General features: G+C 74.2%; 16 protein-coding genes. 6 read left to right on the top strand and 10 right to left on the bottom strand.

Going from position 1 to position 15,951, the window contains the following annotated elements; genetic code table 11:
- Positions 1-15 precede the first annotated feature (15 nt).
- The 5 genes from Asera_RS12500 to Asera_RS12480 all read right to left on the bottom strand — a co-directional run bounded on the left by Asera_RS12500 (position 16) and on the right by Asera_RS12480 (position 4,403).
- The gene (locus tag Asera_RS12500; RefSeq protein ID WP_030445775.1) at positions 16-1,224 is read right to left on the bottom strand and encodes an SIS domain-containing protein; all 1,209 of its coding nucleotides are present in this window, start codon (positions 1,222-1,224) and stop codon (positions 16-18) included.
- A gap of 67 nt (positions 1,225-1,291) precedes the next feature.
- A complete protein-coding gene (locus Asera_RS12495; protein ID WP_030445776.1) occupies positions 1,292-1,498 on the bottom strand; it encodes a Trm112 family protein in 207 nt (68 codons plus the stop codon).
- A gap of 198 nt (positions 1,499-1,696) precedes the next feature.
- Complete coding sequence (locus Asera_RS12490) at positions 1,697-3,058, bottom strand: phosphomannomutase/phosphoglucomutase (protein WP_030445777.1); 1,362 nt, start codon at positions 3,056-3,058, stop codon at positions 1,697-1,699.
- 114 nt (positions 3,059-3,172) lie between these two features.
- The gene (locus Asera_RS12485) at positions 3,173-3,934 is read right to left on the bottom strand and encodes a GNAT family N-acetyltransferase (protein ID WP_051802107.1); all 762 of its coding nucleotides are present in this window, start codon (positions 3,932-3,934) and stop codon (positions 3,173-3,175) included.
- A gap of 112 nt (positions 3,935-4,046) precedes the next feature.
- A complete protein-coding gene (locus Asera_RS12480; RefSeq protein ID WP_030445779.1) occupies positions 4,047-4,403 on the bottom strand; it encodes a DUF3499 domain-containing protein in 357 nt (118 codons plus the stop codon).
- Between the two features lie 225 nt (positions 4,404-4,628).
- On the opposite strand from Asera_RS12480, the gene Asera_RS12475 reads away from it, so the two are divergent.
- The gene (locus tag Asera_RS12475; RefSeq protein ID WP_225918244.1) at positions 4,629-5,003 is read left to right on the top strand and encodes a metallopeptidase family protein; all 375 of its coding nucleotides are present in this window, start codon (positions 4,629-4,631) and stop codon (positions 5,001-5,003) included.
- 103 nt (positions 5,004-5,106) lie between these two features.
- On the opposite strand, the gene Asera_RS12470 is transcribed toward Asera_RS12475, so the two are convergent.
- Together Asera_RS12470 and Asera_RS12465 are read right to left on the bottom strand one after the other, a co-directional pair.
- Positions 5,107-5,364 (bottom strand): WhiB family transcriptional regulator, encoded by a 258-nt coding sequence (locus Asera_RS12470; RefSeq protein ID WP_030445781.1) that lies wholly within the window; start codon positions 5,362-5,364, stop codon positions 5,107-5,109.
- Positions 5,365-5,775: 411 nt separating this feature from the next.
- A complete protein-coding gene (locus Asera_RS12465; RefSeq protein ID WP_030445782.1) occupies positions 5,776-6,948 on the bottom strand; it encodes a hypothetical protein in 1,173 nt (390 codons plus the stop codon).
- 223 nt (positions 6,949-7,171) lie between these two features.
- On the opposite strand from Asera_RS12465, the gene cofD reads away from it, so the two are divergent.
- From cofD to Asera_RS12450, 3 genes are all read left to right on the top strand, one after another.
- The gene (gene cofD, locus Asera_RS12460; RefSeq protein WP_030445783.1) at positions 7,172-8,131 is read left to right on the top strand and encodes a 2-phospho-L-lactate transferase; all 960 of its coding nucleotides are present in this window, start codon (positions 7,172-7,174) and stop codon (positions 8,129-8,131) included.
- 148 nt (positions 8,132-8,279) lie between these two features.
- Positions 8,280-9,536 (top strand): coenzyme F420-0:L-glutamate ligase, encoded by a 1,257-nt coding sequence (locus Asera_RS12455; protein WP_035296310.1) that lies wholly within the window; start codon positions 8,280-8,282, stop codon positions 9,534-9,536.
- Positions 9,533-10,063, top strand: a complete 531-nt coding sequence (locus Asera_RS12450) for an NUDIX hydrolase (protein WP_030445785.1) — start codon at positions 9,533-9,535, stop codon at positions 10,061-10,063. The genes Asera_RS12455 and Asera_RS12450 overlap by 4 nt, the downstream gene beginning before the upstream one ends.
- A 98-nt stretch (positions 10,064-10,161) precedes the next feature.
- On the opposite strand, the gene Asera_RS12445 is transcribed toward Asera_RS12450, so the two are convergent.
- Complete coding sequence (locus tag Asera_RS12445) at positions 10,162-10,827, bottom strand: TetR/AcrR family transcriptional regulator C-terminal domain-containing protein (RefSeq protein ID WP_244843850.1); 666 nt, start codon at positions 10,825-10,827, stop codon at positions 10,162-10,164.
- A 69-nt stretch (positions 10,828-10,896) separates the two neighbouring features.
- Here Asera_RS12445 and Asera_RS12440 point away from each other — a divergent pair, with 69 nt between their 5' ends.
- Positions 10,897-12,366 (top strand): FAD-dependent oxidoreductase, encoded by a 1,470-nt coding sequence (locus Asera_RS12440; RefSeq protein ID WP_030445787.1) that lies wholly within the window; start codon positions 10,897-10,899, stop codon positions 12,364-12,366.
- Between the two features lie 181 nt (positions 12,367-12,547).
- Here the strand turns inward: Asera_RS12440 and Asera_RS12435 are convergent, their stop codons facing one another.
- Both Asera_RS12435 and Asera_RS12430 read right to left on the bottom strand, forming a co-directional pair.
- On the bottom strand, positions 12,548-13,657 hold the full coding sequence (locus Asera_RS12435; RefSeq protein ID WP_030445788.1) for a mannose-1-phosphate guanylyltransferase: 1,110 nt from the start codon (positions 13,655-13,657) through the stop codon (positions 12,548-12,550).
- Positions 13,658-13,736: 79 nt separating this feature from the next.
- Positions 13,737-14,885, bottom strand: a complete 1,149-nt coding sequence (locus tag Asera_RS12430; RefSeq protein ID WP_030445789.1) for a glycosyltransferase family 4 protein — start codon at positions 14,883-14,885, stop codon at positions 13,737-13,739.
- 273 nt (positions 14,886-15,158) lie between these two features.
- Here Asera_RS12430 and Asera_RS12425 point away from each other — a divergent pair, with 273 nt between their 5' ends.
- Positions 15,159-15,899, top strand: coding sequence for a TIGR03089 family protein (locus Asera_RS12425; RefSeq protein ID WP_244843849.1), 741 nt, complete (start codon positions 15,159-15,161; stop codon positions 15,897-15,899).
- Positions 15,900-15,951: the final 52 nt, after the last annotated feature.

Below are 15,951 nucleotides of genomic sequence, written 5' to 3'. Positions count from 1 at the left end.
TCATCGGGTGACGAATCATGGCGTGACGAAGTCCTTCATCTCCGACACCGCCGGTACCGCCATCGGGTCGAACCCGTGCGCCAGCGCCAGGTAGACCGAGGCGAAGTCGGGCACCGCGGTCAGCGACGCCAGCCGCTCCAGCGGTGACGCGCCGTCGGCCCGCAGCACCGTGCAGCGCACCCCGCGCCGCTCCGCCATCGACTGCACCGCCTCCGCGCGGCGGCTCTCCACCGCCGGCGGCTCGTCCCCGTCGTTGTCCTCCGCCGGGGTACCCGACTCGAAACCGTCGTCGCGCAGGATCACCAGCCGAAGCCGGGTGCCACCCTCCTCCGGCTCGTCGGCGAAGATGTCGCGCTGCGACTCGGCCAGCGCGCCGAACACCCCGTCCAGCAGCCCGACGCTGCCGCGACCGGCCTCCAGCAGCGAGTCCGCCACCGACGGGTACCGCGCGTTCGCGGCCAGCATCTCGGCGAACCGGCCGGCGGCCACCGCCGCGAGCGGGGTGGAGCCCCACACCACCGGCAGCGAGTTGGCCAGGTCCAGTGCGAGCGCCTTCGCCGGGTTGGTGAACGCGTCGTTGCCGACCTTGCAGCGCTCGGCGTCGTCGTCCAGCCGGGTCGCCGCCTCGGCCAGGTCCGCCTCCGCCATCCGCAGCAACCCCAGCGCCCGCCCGGCCAGCAGCACCGGTACGGTCAGCGCCCACAGGCTGGCGCGCGCCGGCGCCCGCCGCGGTACCGGGATGAACGGCGCCCGGGCCCGCTCGGCCAGCGCGGCCAGCTCGGAGCCGGGCGCACCGATCGCCACCAGCCGGGCCCCGCGCCGCGCCGCCGCCTCGGCCGCCGCCAGCGCCTCCGGGCTGCGGCCGGACGCGGACACCGCCAGTACGGTGTCGGCGGCGCCGACCCAGCCGGGCACGCCGGCGCTGCGGTGCGCGACCACCGGTACCGGGCAGCGCGGCCCGGCCACCGCGGCCAGCACGTCACCGGTCCGCGCCGCGGTGCCGGCACCGGCCACCACCAGCGATCGCGGCCGGCCCTCGTCGGCCAGCGACGCCAGGTCGGCCTCGGCCGCGAGCGACATCGCCTCCCGGATCTGCGGCCCGCCGGACGCGATGGCCCGCAGCATGAAGCCGGGGTCCGCGGCGTCGATGCGGGCCGGGTCGTCCAGCAGCGCCTCGTCGATGTCGCGGTGCCCGCTGACGCCTTCGGTACCGGGCTCGGTCATGCCGCCACCTCCGCCGTGCGCGCCGCGGCGGACGGCCGCCGGCGCGGGGTGCGACCAGGCTGCGCGGTCACGACTCGGACTCGGCCGGGCCGCCGTGCGCCTCGTCCAGCAGCAGCACCGGAATGCCGTCCACCACGTCGAAGACCCGGTGGCACTCGGTGCAGGTCAGCGTCTGCGCCGCGGCGTCGTAGGTCAGCGGCGCGTGATGCTCGTCCGGGCACGCCAGGATCGACAGCAGGTCATCGTCCAGCACCGCCGGGGTGGTCTCGGACATGACGCTCACCTCCCGTTGTTCGCACCGGCCACGGCCGGCGCATGGTCCTCGCCGGCCGCCGCCGGCAGATCCTCGTCGCCGGCCGGGCCGGCAAGTCGCCTCGCCGGCCGAGCCGGCTCGTCTCGCCGGCGGCGCCGGCTGATCGTGTCGCCGGTGGCGCCGGCTGATCGTGTCGCCGGTGGCGCCGACTCTCGCAGGTCAGCCGCGGACGACGGCCAGCACCTCGTCGCGCAGCTGCGCCATCCGCTGCTCGTCCCGGGCCTCCACGTTGAGCCGCAGCAACGGCTCGGTGTTCGAGGCGCGCAGGTTGAACCAGGACCCGTCGTCGAACTGCACGGTCAGCCCGTCCAGCTCGTCCAGCTGGGCGTCGGCGAACCGCGCCTTCACCGCGGCCACCCGGCCGGCCTGGTCGTCGACGGTCGAGTTCACCTCGCCGGACGCCACGTACCGGCTGAACTCGGCCACCAGCTGCGACAGCGGCCGGTCCTGCCCGCCGAGCGCGGCCAGCACGTGCATCGCGGCCAGCATCCCGGTGTCGGCGAACCAGAAGTCCTTGAAGTAGTAGTGCGCCGAGTGCTCGCCGCCGAACACCGCGCCGGTCTTCGCCATCTCCGCCTTGATGAACGAGTGCCCGACCCGGGTGCGCACCGGTTCGCCGCCGTGCTCGCGCACGATCTCCGGTACCGCGTGCGACACGATCAGGTTGTGGATGATCGTCGCGCCCGGCACCTTCGCCAGCTCCCGGGTCGCCACCAGCGCGGTGATCGCCGACGGCGGCACCGGCTCGCCGCGCTCGTCGACCACGAAGCACCGGTCCGCGTCGCCGTCGAACGCCAGACCGATGTCGGCATTGACCGCGCCGACCTTTTCCTGCAGGTCGACGATGTTCGCCGGCTCCAACGGGTTCGCCTCGTGGTTCGGGAACGAGCCGTCCAGCTCGAAGTACATCGGGACGATCTCCAGCGGCAGCGCCGGCAGCTTCTCGTCGCCGAGCACCGTCGGCACGCTGTAGCCGCCCATCCCGTTCCCGGCGTCCACCACGACCTTCAGCCGGCGGATCCCGGACAGGTCGACCAGCGACCGCAGGTGCTTCCCGTAGTCGGTCAGCAGGTCGCGCTCGGTCACCGTCCCGGTGGTGGCGGCGGGCGCCGGCGCCTCGTCCAGGAACTGCTGCGCCAGGTCGCGGATGTCGGCCAGGCCGGTCTCCTGGCCGATCGGCCGGGCACCCGCCCGGCACATCTTGATGCCGTTGTACCGGGCCGGGTTGTGGCTCGCGGTGAACATCGCGCCGGGCAGGTCGAGCGACCCGGAGGCGTAGTAGAGCATGTCGGTCGGGCCGAGCCCGGCGTTCACCACGTCGGCGCCCTGGCCGGTCGCGCCCTCCGCGAACGCGGCCACCAGCAGCGGCGACGAGTTGCGCATGTCGTGCGCGACGACGATCCGGTCCGCCCCGGTCACCCGGACGAACGCGGCACCCACCGCCCGCGCGACCCGCTCGTCGAGCTGGTCGGGCACCACGCCGCGCACGTCGTACGCCTTGACGATCTCGGTCAGGTCCACCGCACGCTCCCGTCCGTCCTCCGGAGTCGGATGCCCCGAAGGGTACCGACCCGGGCGGACCGGCCACGACGTGGTGTGCGACCAGGACCCCCGAATGCGGGGGTGGCGAGCCGGTCAGCCGGCGGCGACCGCGATGTTCCGGTACTGGTCGAGCGGGCGCACCGCCACCTGTTCGGCGGCGAGCGCGGCCGCCATCCGCCGGGCCGCGGAGTCGGCCGGGGCGCCCTCGGTGGCGCCCAGGTGGTCCAACCAGAACCGGCGCACCGGCTCTGCGTCGATCGCCCGCTCCTCCCGGCGGTACTGCTGCTCGACGTGCAGCGCGATCAGCAGCATCCCGTACTCCCGGTCCTCGTCGGCCCGCAGCGCCGGCTGGAAGTAGGGCAGGTCCAGCGCGCTCGCCCCGTACCGCTGGTAGAAGCGCAGCCGGCCGGTGGGATCGCCGTGCGCCAGCGAGGCCCGGTGCCGGTCCGGCCGCTCCACCTCGGCGAGCACCACGCACGGTCGGTACCGCTCCGACCAGGTCCGGATCGCCTGCTCCAGCAGCCGGCCGCCGACCCCGTGGCCGCGGCTGCCCGGCCGCGCCGCGAGGTAGCCGAGCAGCATCACCCGGGCCGACTCGTACCACTCGCCGACCGCGGCACCCCACGGTTCACCGGTGGCGTCCAGCGCGACGGTCAGGGTGGCCCGCCGGGCCGTGATCGCGTCCCGCAGCGCGGCCAGCGACACCAGCTCCGCGGGCGGGAACGACGGCTGCAGGATGTCCGTGTACACCGCGTCGACGAGCGGACCGGTGCGTCGCACCTCGGTGACCGTCAGCGGAGCACGCTGACTGCTCGACGCACGCTGCTCCGGGTTCGCTCGCTGGCGCTCGCTCATCGATCAAGCGTGGCACGAATCCGGCCCAGTCGGGCAGGCCTGTCGCCCGGGGAATTCCGGCCGCGGGTGTCATCGCCATCCGGCCGCGGGTGTCATCGCCGGGACGGCGCGCTCAGGCCGGTGGCGGGATCACCCGCAGATGGCCCCGCCGGCCCACCTCGCGCTCGTCGTCCCGCTCCGGCTCCTCCCGCCGCACCGGCCGGCCCGCCTCGCGCACCGCCTCGGCCAGCGCGACCAGATCGTCCGTGGTGGGCGCCGGCGCCTCGAACTCGCCCTCGTGTCGGACCAGGTCCCAGCCGCGCGGTGCGGTCAGGCGCAACGCGTGCTGCTCGCACAGGTCGTACGAGTGGGGTTCGGCGAAGGCCGCGAGCGGGCCGACGACCGCGGTGGAGTCCGCGTAGACGTAGGTCAGCGTCGCGACAGCCGGGTTCGGGCAGCCGGTTCTGGTGCAACGCCGTGGAGACCTCACGACCGATCACGGTAACGCCCGCCGCTGCGTCGTTCGTCCGGTTGGGCCTCGACACGCCGAGCGACAATGCCCACCCGCGCCGGCCACCCCTTCCCGGTCGTGCCGGTGTGCCGCCGGGCGCGGGCGGCGCACTACGCTGGCTGCGTGAGCACGCGACCACGTCAAACCAGCCGGCCGGCCGGTCCGCACCGGGACCGGCGCGGCCGTGGCCTGCGCGGACGGCTGGTGCCGGCCTCGCTGCCGCTGTCGCGCACCCGCGCGCAGCTGTTCGACGAGATGGTCCGAGACGCCGTCGAGCTGCTCGACCACCGGTTCACCCAGGAGCTCAGCGGCGTGGAGTTCGCCGTCGAGGACGTACCGCCGGCGCTGAACGTCTACGACGCCGACGTGCTGGAGGACGGCGAGGTCCCGATCGCCCGGTTGCTGCCCGGCCGGGCCGGCGGGTCCGGCAGCGTCCCGCCCCGCATCGTGCTGTACCGCCGGCCCCTGGAGCTGCGCGCGGTGGACCGGGAGGATCTGGCCGATCTGGTCAAGGACGTGATCGTCGAACAGGTGGCGAACCTGCTCGGGCTCGACCCCGAGGACGTCGACCCGGACTGATCGGCGCGGGAATTGCAGTGTGGGCGAACCGTTTCGGATACGGCAAGGCCCGGTGTGGCGCCCCCGCCATCACCGGGCCTTCTGCATCTCGCCGGCGTCGGCCTCAGCCGGCCCGGCGCTTCAACTTTCGCCGTTCGCGCTCCGACAATCCGCCCCAGATGCCGAACCGCTCGTCCTTGCCCAATGCGTATTCCAAGCACTCCGCCTGCACCTCACAGCGCGAGCAGATGCGCTTCGCTTCCCGGGTCGACCCCCCCTTTTCCGGGAAGAACGCCTCCGGATCGGTCTGCGCGCACAAGGCCCGCTCCTGCCACTCCGGTGCGTCCTCCATCAGGTCGGCCACCGTCTCCCGGCCGTCCATCTACGTGCCTCCTAGCTCCGCGCATCGGCCACGAACACCGATGCTCACCCCCCACGCGGAAGGCCCCGTTCAGTTGTTGCGCGCGGACTTTGCCGCTGGACACGGTGCCGCGTCCCACCACGGCACCGGGCCAACCAATGTCCGTCACCAAAATTACACGCGTGTAATGCGTGCGTCGTCAAGCCGAACCTGATAAATAGGCCCGTTCGGCGTGCGTTTCGTGCGGAGCGGCAGGAACTGGGGTACGAGTGGCAACCAGGCTACCCAGTCGCGGCCGTTTCCGGACGAGATTCACCGACTTCGCGGGCCGGCGACAAACACCACGCCGGCCCGGCAACGACCGTGGCCCGGCCGATCCCGGCCGGGCCACGAGGGTTCGGCGGGGCGGCATCGAGCCGTCCCGCCGGGGCGTCACTGGTTCTGCTGGCGCTGCCGCATTTCCGGCGTGATCAGCTGGGTGCGCTGCCCCTCGTCCGGGTTCTCCGGCTCGGCCTGCTCGGCCTGCTGCTGCCAGTTGCCCGCCGCCGGCGTGGTCGGCCACGCGGCGGTCGCCGCGCCCTGCGCGGCCGGCGGCTGCTGACCCTGCTGACCGGCCGGCCAGGACGACGACCCGCCGGCCTGGTTCGGCCAGCCGTACCCGCCCTGCTGGGCGTGCTGCGCCTGCTGGGCCTGGCCGGCGCCGGAGGTCGGGGCCGCGGCACCGGAGGTCGGCGCGGCCGCACCCGAGGTCGGCGCCGCCGCACCGTACTGCTGCTGGCCGTAGCCCTGCTGCTGGCCGTAGCCGGCCTGCTGGCCGTAGCCGGCCTGCTGGCCGTAGCCGGTCGCCTGGGCCTGCTGCCCGTACGCCTGCTGGCCGTACTGCTGGGCGGCACCCTGCTGCGCCGCCTGCTGCTGGGCCGCCTGCTGGGCGGCCTGCTGCTGGGCCGCCTGCTGCGCCGCCGGGTCGGCGGCCTGCTGCTGCGCCTGGCCGTACTGCGCGGCCTGGGCCTGCTGCTGCGCGTACTGCTGCTGGGCGTACTGCTGCTGGCCGTAGCCCTGCTGCGGGTAGCCCTGCTGGCCGTAGCCGGCCTGCCCGTACTGCCCGAGCGCCGCCGGCTTCGGCGCCGCCAGGCCGCGGAACACCAGGAACGTCACCAGCCCGCCGGCACCACCGAGGGCGAGCAGCGCGAGGCTCGCCAGCAGCACACCGGCCGCGTCACCGATGCCCGCGTAGGCCCCGGTGTTGGTGAAGTTGTGGTACGCACCGGCGATCGTGCCGATCAGGCCGAGCAGCAGCATCACGCCGTACTCGATCATGGCGATCAGGGCGACGATCTTCGTCTGCGCGAGCATCGGCCGCCAGTGGCTGACCAGCAGCACCGCCACCACCGGCGGCAGCACCGTCGCCCAGCCGAGGAAGCCGGTCACTCCGCTGCCAGCCCGCACCGTGAACGACGTCTGGTCGGTCGGGATCAGCTCGATGATGTTCGCCAGCAGCACCAGCGCAGTGGCGCCAAGCAGAATGAACGCGGCGATGAGCCGGATGGGTTTCGTGTACTGACTGGCCGTCGGGTCCTTCTCGTCGGCCGCCGTCTGGGTTGTCACAGCTCCCCCTTCGGGTAGCACAGCGCAGTGGTTTCGTGGGCATCCATGTCCCGACGAGACTAACCGCGGCGCGCCCCCCGTGGTATCACGCGGTACCCAGCATGGCGAGCGCGGAGCCACGCTGGTAGTACACGCACGGTACCGGAATGTGCGCGGAGCGCACTTCTGCGCCGGTCCGGACCGGCTCGGCGCCGCGCCCGGGGCGTGCGGGAGGATTGTCGGCATGCGCATCGTGGTACTCGCGGGTGGCATCGGTGGCGCCCGGTTCCTGGCGGGGGTGCGTGCCTTCGCCGCGGCCGGCGGCCACGAGGTCACCGCGATCGTCAACACCGGCGACGACGTCACCCTGCACGGCGTCCGGATCTGCCCCGACCTGGACAGCGTGATGTACGCGCTGGGCGGTGGCGCGGACCCGGAACGCGGCTGGGGCCGGGCCGGCGAGACCTGGGCGGTCCGGGACGAGCTCGCCGCCTACGGTGCCGAGCCGACCTGGTTCGGGCTCGGCGACCGGGACCTCGCCACCCACCTGGTTCGCACCCGGATGCTCGCCGCCGGCTACCCGCTGTCGGCGGTCACCGAGGCACTGTGCGCCCGCTGGCAGCCCGGCATCCGGCTGTTGCCGGCCACCGACGACCGGATGGAGACCCACGTGGTCGCCACCGTCGACGGCGAGGCCGCACCGCGCGCACTGCACTTCCAGGAGTGGTGGGTGCGCTACCACGCCGAGCCGCCGGCGCAGCGGTTCGTGTTCGTCGACGCCGACCAGGCCAAGCCGGCCGCCGGGGTACTCGACGCGCTCGCCGCCGCCGACGTGGTGCTGCTCGCGCCGAGCAATCCGGTGGTCAGCATCGGCCCGATCCTGGCGGTACCGGGGCTGCGCGACGCCCTGGTCGCCGGCACCGCGCCGGTCGCCGGGATCGCGCCGATCATCGGCGGCGCGCCGGTGCGCGGCATGGCCGACAAGTGCCTGACCGCGATCGGGGTCGAGGTCAGCGCCGCCGGGGTGGGCCGGATGTTCGGCGCGGCCGGCGACGGCGGGCTGCTGTCCGGCTGGCTGGTCGACCCGGTCGACGCCGCGACGACGGTACCGGGGGTACGGGTGCTGGCCCGCCCGCTGCTGATGACCGACGAGGCGGAGACCGCCGCCATCGTCACCGACGCGATCGGTCTGGCCCGTGGCTGAGCCGGCCGCACCGGCCGGCCCGAGCCCGCGGCCCGGCCCGGCGACCCCGGGTGGAACGGAGCCGACCGGCGCGGCGACCCCGGGTGGAACGGAGCCGACCGGCGCGGCGAACTCGGGTGGAACGGAGCGGGCCGGGGCGGCGACGCGGATCGAGGTTCTGCCGCTGGCCGGGATCGGGGAGGTCACCCCCGGCGACGACCTGGGCGCGATGATCGCGAAGCTCGGTGCGGGCCTGCGGGACGACGACATCCTGGTGGTCACCAGCAAGATCGTCAGCAAGGCGGAGGGCCGGCTGGTGCCGGCGCCGGCGGACCCCGAAGGCCGGGAGGCCGCCCGGCAGGAGGCGGTGACGGCCGAGACGGTGCGCGTGGTCGCCACCCGCGGCCGGACCCGGATCGTGCAGACCCGGCACGGGCTGGTGCTCGCCGCCGCGGGCGTCGATGCATCCAATGTGGACACCTCGCAGCTGGTGCTGCTGCCGGTCGACCCGGACGCGTCCGCCCGCGCGTTGCGGGCCGAACTGGGCGCCCGGCTCGGCATCCGGGTCGCGGTCGTGGTCACCGACACGATGGGCCGCACCTGGCGCAACGGCCAGACCGACGTGGCGATCGGCGCCGCCGGGCTCGCGCCGCTGCGCGACCACCGGGGGCAGACCGACCCGTACGGCAACGACCTGTCGGTGACCGCGGCGGCGGTGATCGACGAGCTCGCCGCCGCCGCCGACCTGGTCAAGGGCAAGACCTCCGGCGTGCCGGTCGCGGTGGTACGCGGCCTGGGCCCGGTCGCCGCCGACGACGGCCCCGGCGCCGCCGCCCTGGTACGACCGTCCGCCGAGGACATGTTCTCGCTGGGCACCGCGGAGGCCCGGGCCGCCGGCCGGCGCGACGTGCTCGCCGCCCGGCTCGCCGGCGACGAGCTGTCCGACGAGCCCGTCCCGGACCCCGCGGTACGCCGTGCCGTCGTCGTCATGCGGGGCCAGGCCAGCGAACCGGACCTCTGGCGGTACGTGCGGGTCAGCTCACCGGCCGCGCGCCGAGCACTGACCGAGCTGCTGCCGGGCGAGATCGACACCGACCTGGTGTCGCGCGCGCCGGTGCTGCTGGTGGTGTTCCGCACCGAATCGATGGACGCGTTCGACCTGGACGACGAGGACCCGGAGATGATCGCCGCGGTCCTGCGGCAGATGGACGGGATCGCCTGCGCCGCCGACGCGCTGGCCGCCGAGGGCCTGGTACACGTGATGGTCACGCCCGGCCTGATCGACCCGCCGGATCCGGTGGCGCTGGGTGCCGCACTCGACGTACCAGCGAGCTGGCAGTTCCTTGGCGCCATCGCCGCCGGCTTCCCGGCACACCCGGTCGTACCGGCCGACGACGACCCCAGTGACGCCTACCTGGAGCGATGATGGCCGAGCTGTACGACGATGCGGTGCGGGTGCTGTCGGGCTGGCGCGCCGGCGAGCCGCGGGACCGCAGCCTGGCGCTGCTGGACGCCGGGCCGGTGGCGCTGACCCGCGGGTACGACCCGGGGCACGTCACGGCGAGCGCGCTCGTCGTCTCGGCCGACCTGAGCCGGGTGCTGCTGTGCCTGCACGGCAGGTTCCACCGCTGGGTACAGCTGGGCGGGCACGTCGAGGCGGGCGACCCGTCGATCGCCGCCGCGGCGCTGCGGGAGGCGACCGAGGAGTCCGGCATCGACGGGCTGCGGCTGCATCCGGAGCCGATCGACCTGGACATCCATCCGGTGCGCTGCGCCGGCCGCGACTCGTTCCACCACGACGTGCGGTACGCGGTGCTCGCGCCGCCGGACGCGCGCGAGCGGGTCAGTGCCGAGTCCGACGCGCTCGGCTGGTTCCGCCCGGACGAGCTGCCGACCCCGCTCGCCTCCGCCACCGAGCACCTGATCGCCCCCGCCCTCGCCGCCTTCCGCTGACCCGGCGCGTCGTTGCACCGGGTGCCATTGGTGCCGCACGACTTCTGGTACACCCATCCCGACGTCTGGCGGCAGCTGGTCGCCGCGTACCTCGCCGGCTAGGAGTCGGCCGGGAGCAGGGCGGCCATGCCGGTGAGGATGAGCTGGAGACCCTCGTCGAAGGCGGCGTCGGTGTCGGGGTCGAACATGTCGCCGATGGTGGCGGCGGTGAGCGGGAACCGGGCCGGGTCGATGGTCTGTGCCATGCGCTCCGGCTCGTACGGGTTCTCCGGGTACGCCTCGCCGGCGCGGGCCTGCTCCTCGATGGTGAAGCCGATCGTGTAGTGCAGCAGCGTCGGGAAAGCCCGGGCCGCCTGCCGGGCGCCGAAGCCCGCGTCGGTCAGGGTGCGCAGGGTCAGCTCGATCACCCCGTGCACCGCCGGGTGGGACACGTCGGTACCGGCGAGCACGCGGGCGCCGTCGCGGTGTCGGAGCAGCTCGCGGCGTAGGCGCCGGACCACGTCGGCGGACCACCGCATCCAGTCGTCGCCGGCGGCGGGCGCGTGCACCCCGTCGGCGACGGCGACGAAGATGCGCTCGGCCATCGCGTCGAGCAGTTCCTGCTTGTTGCGGATGTGCCAGTAGAGCGCGGGGGCCTGCACGTCGAGCGCCGCGGCGACGGCACGCATGGTCAGCCCGTCCAGCCCGGTGTCGTCGAGCAGCCGCAGCCCGGCGGCGGCGATCGCTTCGCGGTGGAGACGTGATCCGGTTCGCACCTTCGACACGTTGACAGCTTAACAGCGTTCGAGCCATCCTTAACAGCGTTAAATTTAACGACGTTAAGGAGAGCTGCCATGGCCGATGTGGTGATCGCCGGAGCCGGCCCGACCGGCCTGATGCTCGGCTGCGAACTCGCCCTCGCCGGCGCCGACGTGCTGATCCTGGAACAGCGCGCGGGAGCCACCACCACCGAGTCCCGGGCCGGTGGCCTGCACGCCCGCACGCTCGAGGTGCTCGACCAGCGCGGCATGGTCGAACCGTTCCTCGCCGAGGGTCGGCCGCTGCAGGTGGCCCACTTCTCCGGGCTGTGGCTGCGCCTCGAGAACCTGCCCACCCGCTACCCGCACCTGCTGGCCCTGCTGCAGTCACACGTCGAGCGGCTGCTCGCCGAGCACGCCGCGAGCCTCGGCGTGACGATCCGGCGCAACGCGGAGGTGACCGGGCTGCACCAGGACCACGACGGCGTCACCGTCACGCTCGCCGACGGCGGCACCGTCACCGGCCGGTACCTGGTCGGCTGCGACGGCGGCCGCAGCGCGGTGCGACGCCTCGCCGGCATCGGCTACGCCGGTACCGACGCCACGCTGACCTCGCTGCTCGGCGACGTCGAGCTGGCCGACCCGCCCGCCGGGAACGTCTTCCAGCACCGCACCGACCGCGGCGACTACAGCGTGCTCGGCTTCGAGGCCGGCTGGTACCGGGTGATGACCACCCAGACCGGCGTGCTCGCGCAGGACGGGCCGGTCACGCTCGACCAGCTGCGCACCACCCTGACCGAGATCGCCGGTACCGACTTCGGGCTGCACTCGCCGCGCTGGCTGTCCCGGTACGGCGACGCCGCCCGGCAGGCCGACCGGTACCGGCTGGGCCGGGTACTACTCGCCGGCGACGCCGCGCACATCCACTACCCGGCGGGCGGGCAGGGCCTCAACACCGGCGTGCAGGACGCGGTCAACCTGGGCTGGAAGCTCGCCGCGGTCCTGCGCGGCGACGCCACCGAGGCGCTGCTCGACACGTACCACGACGAGCGGCACCCGATCGGTGCCCGGGTGCTGGACAACACCCGCGCGCAGGTGGCGCTCGGCCGGTACGACGCCCAGACCGAGGCGCTGCGGGCCACCGTGGCCGGGTTGATCGCGCAGCCCGCGGCCAACGAGCAGCTGGCCGCGATGATCACCGCGCTGGACGTGGCCTACCCGCTGGGCGACGGGCATCCGCTGGTCGGCCGCCGGCTGCCCGACGTCGACCTGCCCGGCGGCCGCCGCGCCTACCAGCTGCTGCACTCGGGCCGGCCGGTGCTGCTGGACCTCGGCGCCACACCCGTTGCGGTACCGACAGACTGGGCCGACGCGGTCGACCACGTTCCCGCTCACGGCACCGCGGCGACCTGGCAGCTGCCGGTGCTCGGCGCGGTACCGGCGCCGGCCGCGGCCCTGGTCCGCCCGGACGGCCACGTCGCCTGGGCGAGCGGCACCGACGGGGACACCGCCGGCCTGGCGGACGCTCTGTCGAGGTGGGTCCGCCCGCTCGCGGCCCGGGTCTGAGCGAGATCGCGTCCTCGGTCCGCCGTCGGGCCGAGGACCGTTGGCACGCCGCGACACGCGCGAGGTCTGGAAGATCCCCTAGCCTGTTTCGGAGCCGGGTCGGCGCTGGAAGCCGGCACGCGGGGTTCTCGAACGCCTCGGCGATGTGTCCTCAAGCCTCCGCCGCGGGCGAGCACACCCCTCAGATCAGTTCGCGCTCGCCGCGTTCCTTGAGGCGGTCGACGAGCTTCTTGACGTCCTGGGCGCGGTTGCGCGGGCAGACCAGCACCGCGTCGTTGGTGTCGACCACCACCAGGTCGTGCACGCCGAGGGCGGCGACGAGCCGGCCGGACCGCGGCACCACCACCGTGTCGTGCGCGTCGATGGCGAGTACCTCACCGCCGCGCTCCTCGCCCCGGACCACGACGTTGCCGTCGTCGTCCATCGGCAGCACCACGCCGAGGGTGTGGAAGTCGCCGACGTCGGTCCAGCCGAAGCTGCCCGGCACGGTCGCGACCCGACCGGCGCGCGCCGCGCCCTCCATCACCGCGTAGTCGACGGAGATCTTCGGCAGCGTCGGCCAGATCTCGCCGATCACCTCCTCCCGCTGCGGCGAGTCCCAGCTGGCGACCACCCGGCTCAGCCCGTCGTGCAGATCCGGCTGCTGGCGGGCCAGCTCGGCCAGGAACGCGCGCACCGACCAGACGAACATGCCGGCGTTCCAGAGGTACTTCCCGGACTCGACGTACTCGACGGCCACCTCGTGCGAAGGCTTCTCCTTGAACTCGCCGACCAGCCGCGCCGGCCCGCCGTCGAGCGTCTCGGTGCAGCGCAGGTAGCCGTACCCGGTCTCGGGCTCGGTCGGGGTGATGCCGATCGTGGTCAGGTAGCCGGACCGAGCGGTGTCGATCGCCTCCCGTACCGAGGAATGGAACCGTTCGGTGAAGCGGACCAGGTGGTCGGCGGCGAACGAGCCCATGATCGCGTCCGGGTCGCGGCGCGCGATGACCATCGCGGCCAGCCCGATCGCGGCGCAGGAGTCGCGCGGCGACGGCTCGACCAGGATGTTGTCCGCCGGCAGCGCCGGCAGCTGCCGCGCCACCCCGGCCGCGTGCGCCACCCCGGTCACCACGAACGTGCGTTCGGCGGGGGCGAACGGCACCAGCCGGTCGATCGTCGCCTGCAGCAGCGTGCGGTCCGAGCCGGTCAGGTGGTGCAGGAACTTGGGTCGGCCGGCGCGCGACAGCGGCCACAGCCGGGTGCCGCTACCGCCCGCCGGTATCACCGCGTAGAAGCCGCCCTCGTCGGTCATCTCGGCAGACTAACCGGCCGAACTGAAAGCTACCTGGACGGCACCAGGGAGTGATCGGGTCGGGCCGGCGGCGCCGGAGTCAGGCGGTCACCAGGGCGGCGGCCCTGGTCCAGGCGGCGAGGTGCACCTCGGCGCTCTGCTCCCAGGTGAACTCCCGGGACCGCTCGTACCCGCGGCGGCCCAGGTCGGCCCGGCGCGCGTCGTCGTCGAGCAGCGCGGCCAGATCGTGCCCGATCTCCTCGGCCGACTCACCGGTGTAGGCCACCGCGTCGCCGCCCACCTCCGGCAGCGACAACCGCGGCGTGGTCAGCACCGCCGCGCCGCAGGCCATCGCCTCCAGCACCGGCAGCCCGAACCCCTCGCCGTGGCTGGGGTAGGCGGCGACCAGCGCACCGCCCAGGTAGCCGGGCAGGTCGGCGTAGCGCAGGTAGCCCGGCCGCAGCAGCCGCAGGTGCGGCGGCACCTCGGCGACCGCCTTGTCGATCTCCTCGTCGTGCCCGTTGCCGCCGGCCAGCACCAGCGCCGGCGGGTGCTCCCGGGCCGACACCGCGCGCACCCAGCCGCGGATCAGCTCGGGCACGTTCTTGCGCGGCTCCTTGGCACCGAGGAACGCCATGTACGGCGTGTCGGCCAGGCCGAGCCGCGCCGCCACCCGGGCCTGCTCGTCGGCCGACGGCGGGTGGAACGCATCCGGGTCGACGCCGTGGTAGGCGACGTCCAGCCGGGCCGGGTCGGCATCCAGCAGCCGGATCAGCTCGTCCCGGGTCGCCTTGCTCGGCACGATCACCCGCGCCGCGCGGCGCAGCGAGGTCTTGATGGCGGACCGGAAGAACGTGCCGCGCGCCTTCTCGTAGTGGTCCGGCTCGGTGAAGAACGTCGCGTCGTGCACCGTCACCGTCACCGGGCAGGCGGCCCGCAGCGGGCAGGTGTAGAACGGCGAGTGGATCACGTGCGCGGCGTGCTGCTGGGCCAGCAGCGGCAGGCCGGTCTGCTCCCAGGCCAGCCGGGCCGGCCGGTGCGACACCGCGGCCGGGCCGACCACGACGTCGGCGTGCGGCAGCAGCCGCGAGTACCGCTCGGCGTCGGTGCGCTGGCAGACGACGGTCAGGCCGTGCTGGACCCGGGACAGCGCGTGCAACAGCCCGTCCACGTATCGCCCGACGCCACCTCGGTCGGCCGGCACGCTCGTCGCGTCGAACAGCACCCGGGGCAGTTCGCCTCCGGCCATCCCGACCACTCCCCAGCAGCTGCGCGCTTCGCTGACGCGAAGTCGCCATCTCGTGTTCCCCGGCATCCGCCGCGCGGTGGGCCGCGCCGCGCCGGGTGCCAGCATGCCAGCCTACGCCGGAAGCGTCGCGAACGACGGGCGCCACGGCGACGGCCCGCCCCGGTACCGCCCGTTCACCTGACCGCGGCAGCACCGCAGTTCGGCGGGCCATCGGCGGCGCAGCACGACGCGCCCGGCCTCCGGCCGGCACCTCGCCGACGCTATGGTGTGGCCGTGTCGAGCGATCCGTCCACCGTGCCCGCGGCGCTGGCCGCGGCGCTGCGCGCGAACCAGAACGCGCCGCTGATCACGTACTACGACGAGCGGCTCGGCGAGCGTACCGAGCTGTCCGCGGCGACGCTGGACAACTGGGTCGCGAAGACGGCGAACCTGCTGGTCGACGGCGCCGCGCTGGGCCCCGACGACAGCGCCGCGGTGCTGCTGCCGGCGCACTGGCAGACCGCCGCGGTGCTGCTGGGCTGCCTGACCGCCGGGGTACCGGTCCGGTTCGGGGCGGCGGCCACCGGGCCGACCCCGGTCGACGTCGCGTTCGCCACCGTGGACCGGGCCGAGCAAGCGCGTGCCGCACGCCCGGCCGAGACGTACCTGCTCGGGCTGGCGCCGATGGCGATGCCGTTGCGCGAGGTACCGGACGGCGCGCAGGACTACGTGGTGGCGGTGCGCGCGTTCGGTGACCGGTACTCCTCGGCGCCGGCGGATCCGAGCGGGATCGCCTGGTACGAACCGGAACCGGTGCACCAGACCGCGCTCGCGGACCGGGCCCGGCGGCATGCCGGCGAGTCCGGCCTGCTGCCCGGCGGCCGGCTGCTGGTACCGGTCGACGCCGAGCCGGACCCGGTGGCCTGGCTGTTCGCGCCGCTGATGCTCGGCGCCTCGGTGGTCCTGGTCCGCAACGCCGATGCGGAGCGGCTGGACGCGATCGCCGCCACCGAACGGGTCACCACCCGTACCTGATCGTCCACAGTGGACGATGGCCGTGCAGTGTGGGCCGGCACGGCTGGGCGGC

This window comes from Actinocatenispora sera, from assembly GCF_018324685.1.
GTDB classification, from domain to species: domain Bacteria; phylum Actinomycetota; class Actinomycetes; order Mycobacteriales; family Micromonosporaceae; genus Actinocatenispora; species Actinocatenispora sera.
Note: the sequence above shows the minus strand (reverse complement) of the source record. Positions and strands in the feature narration are given on the sequence as shown.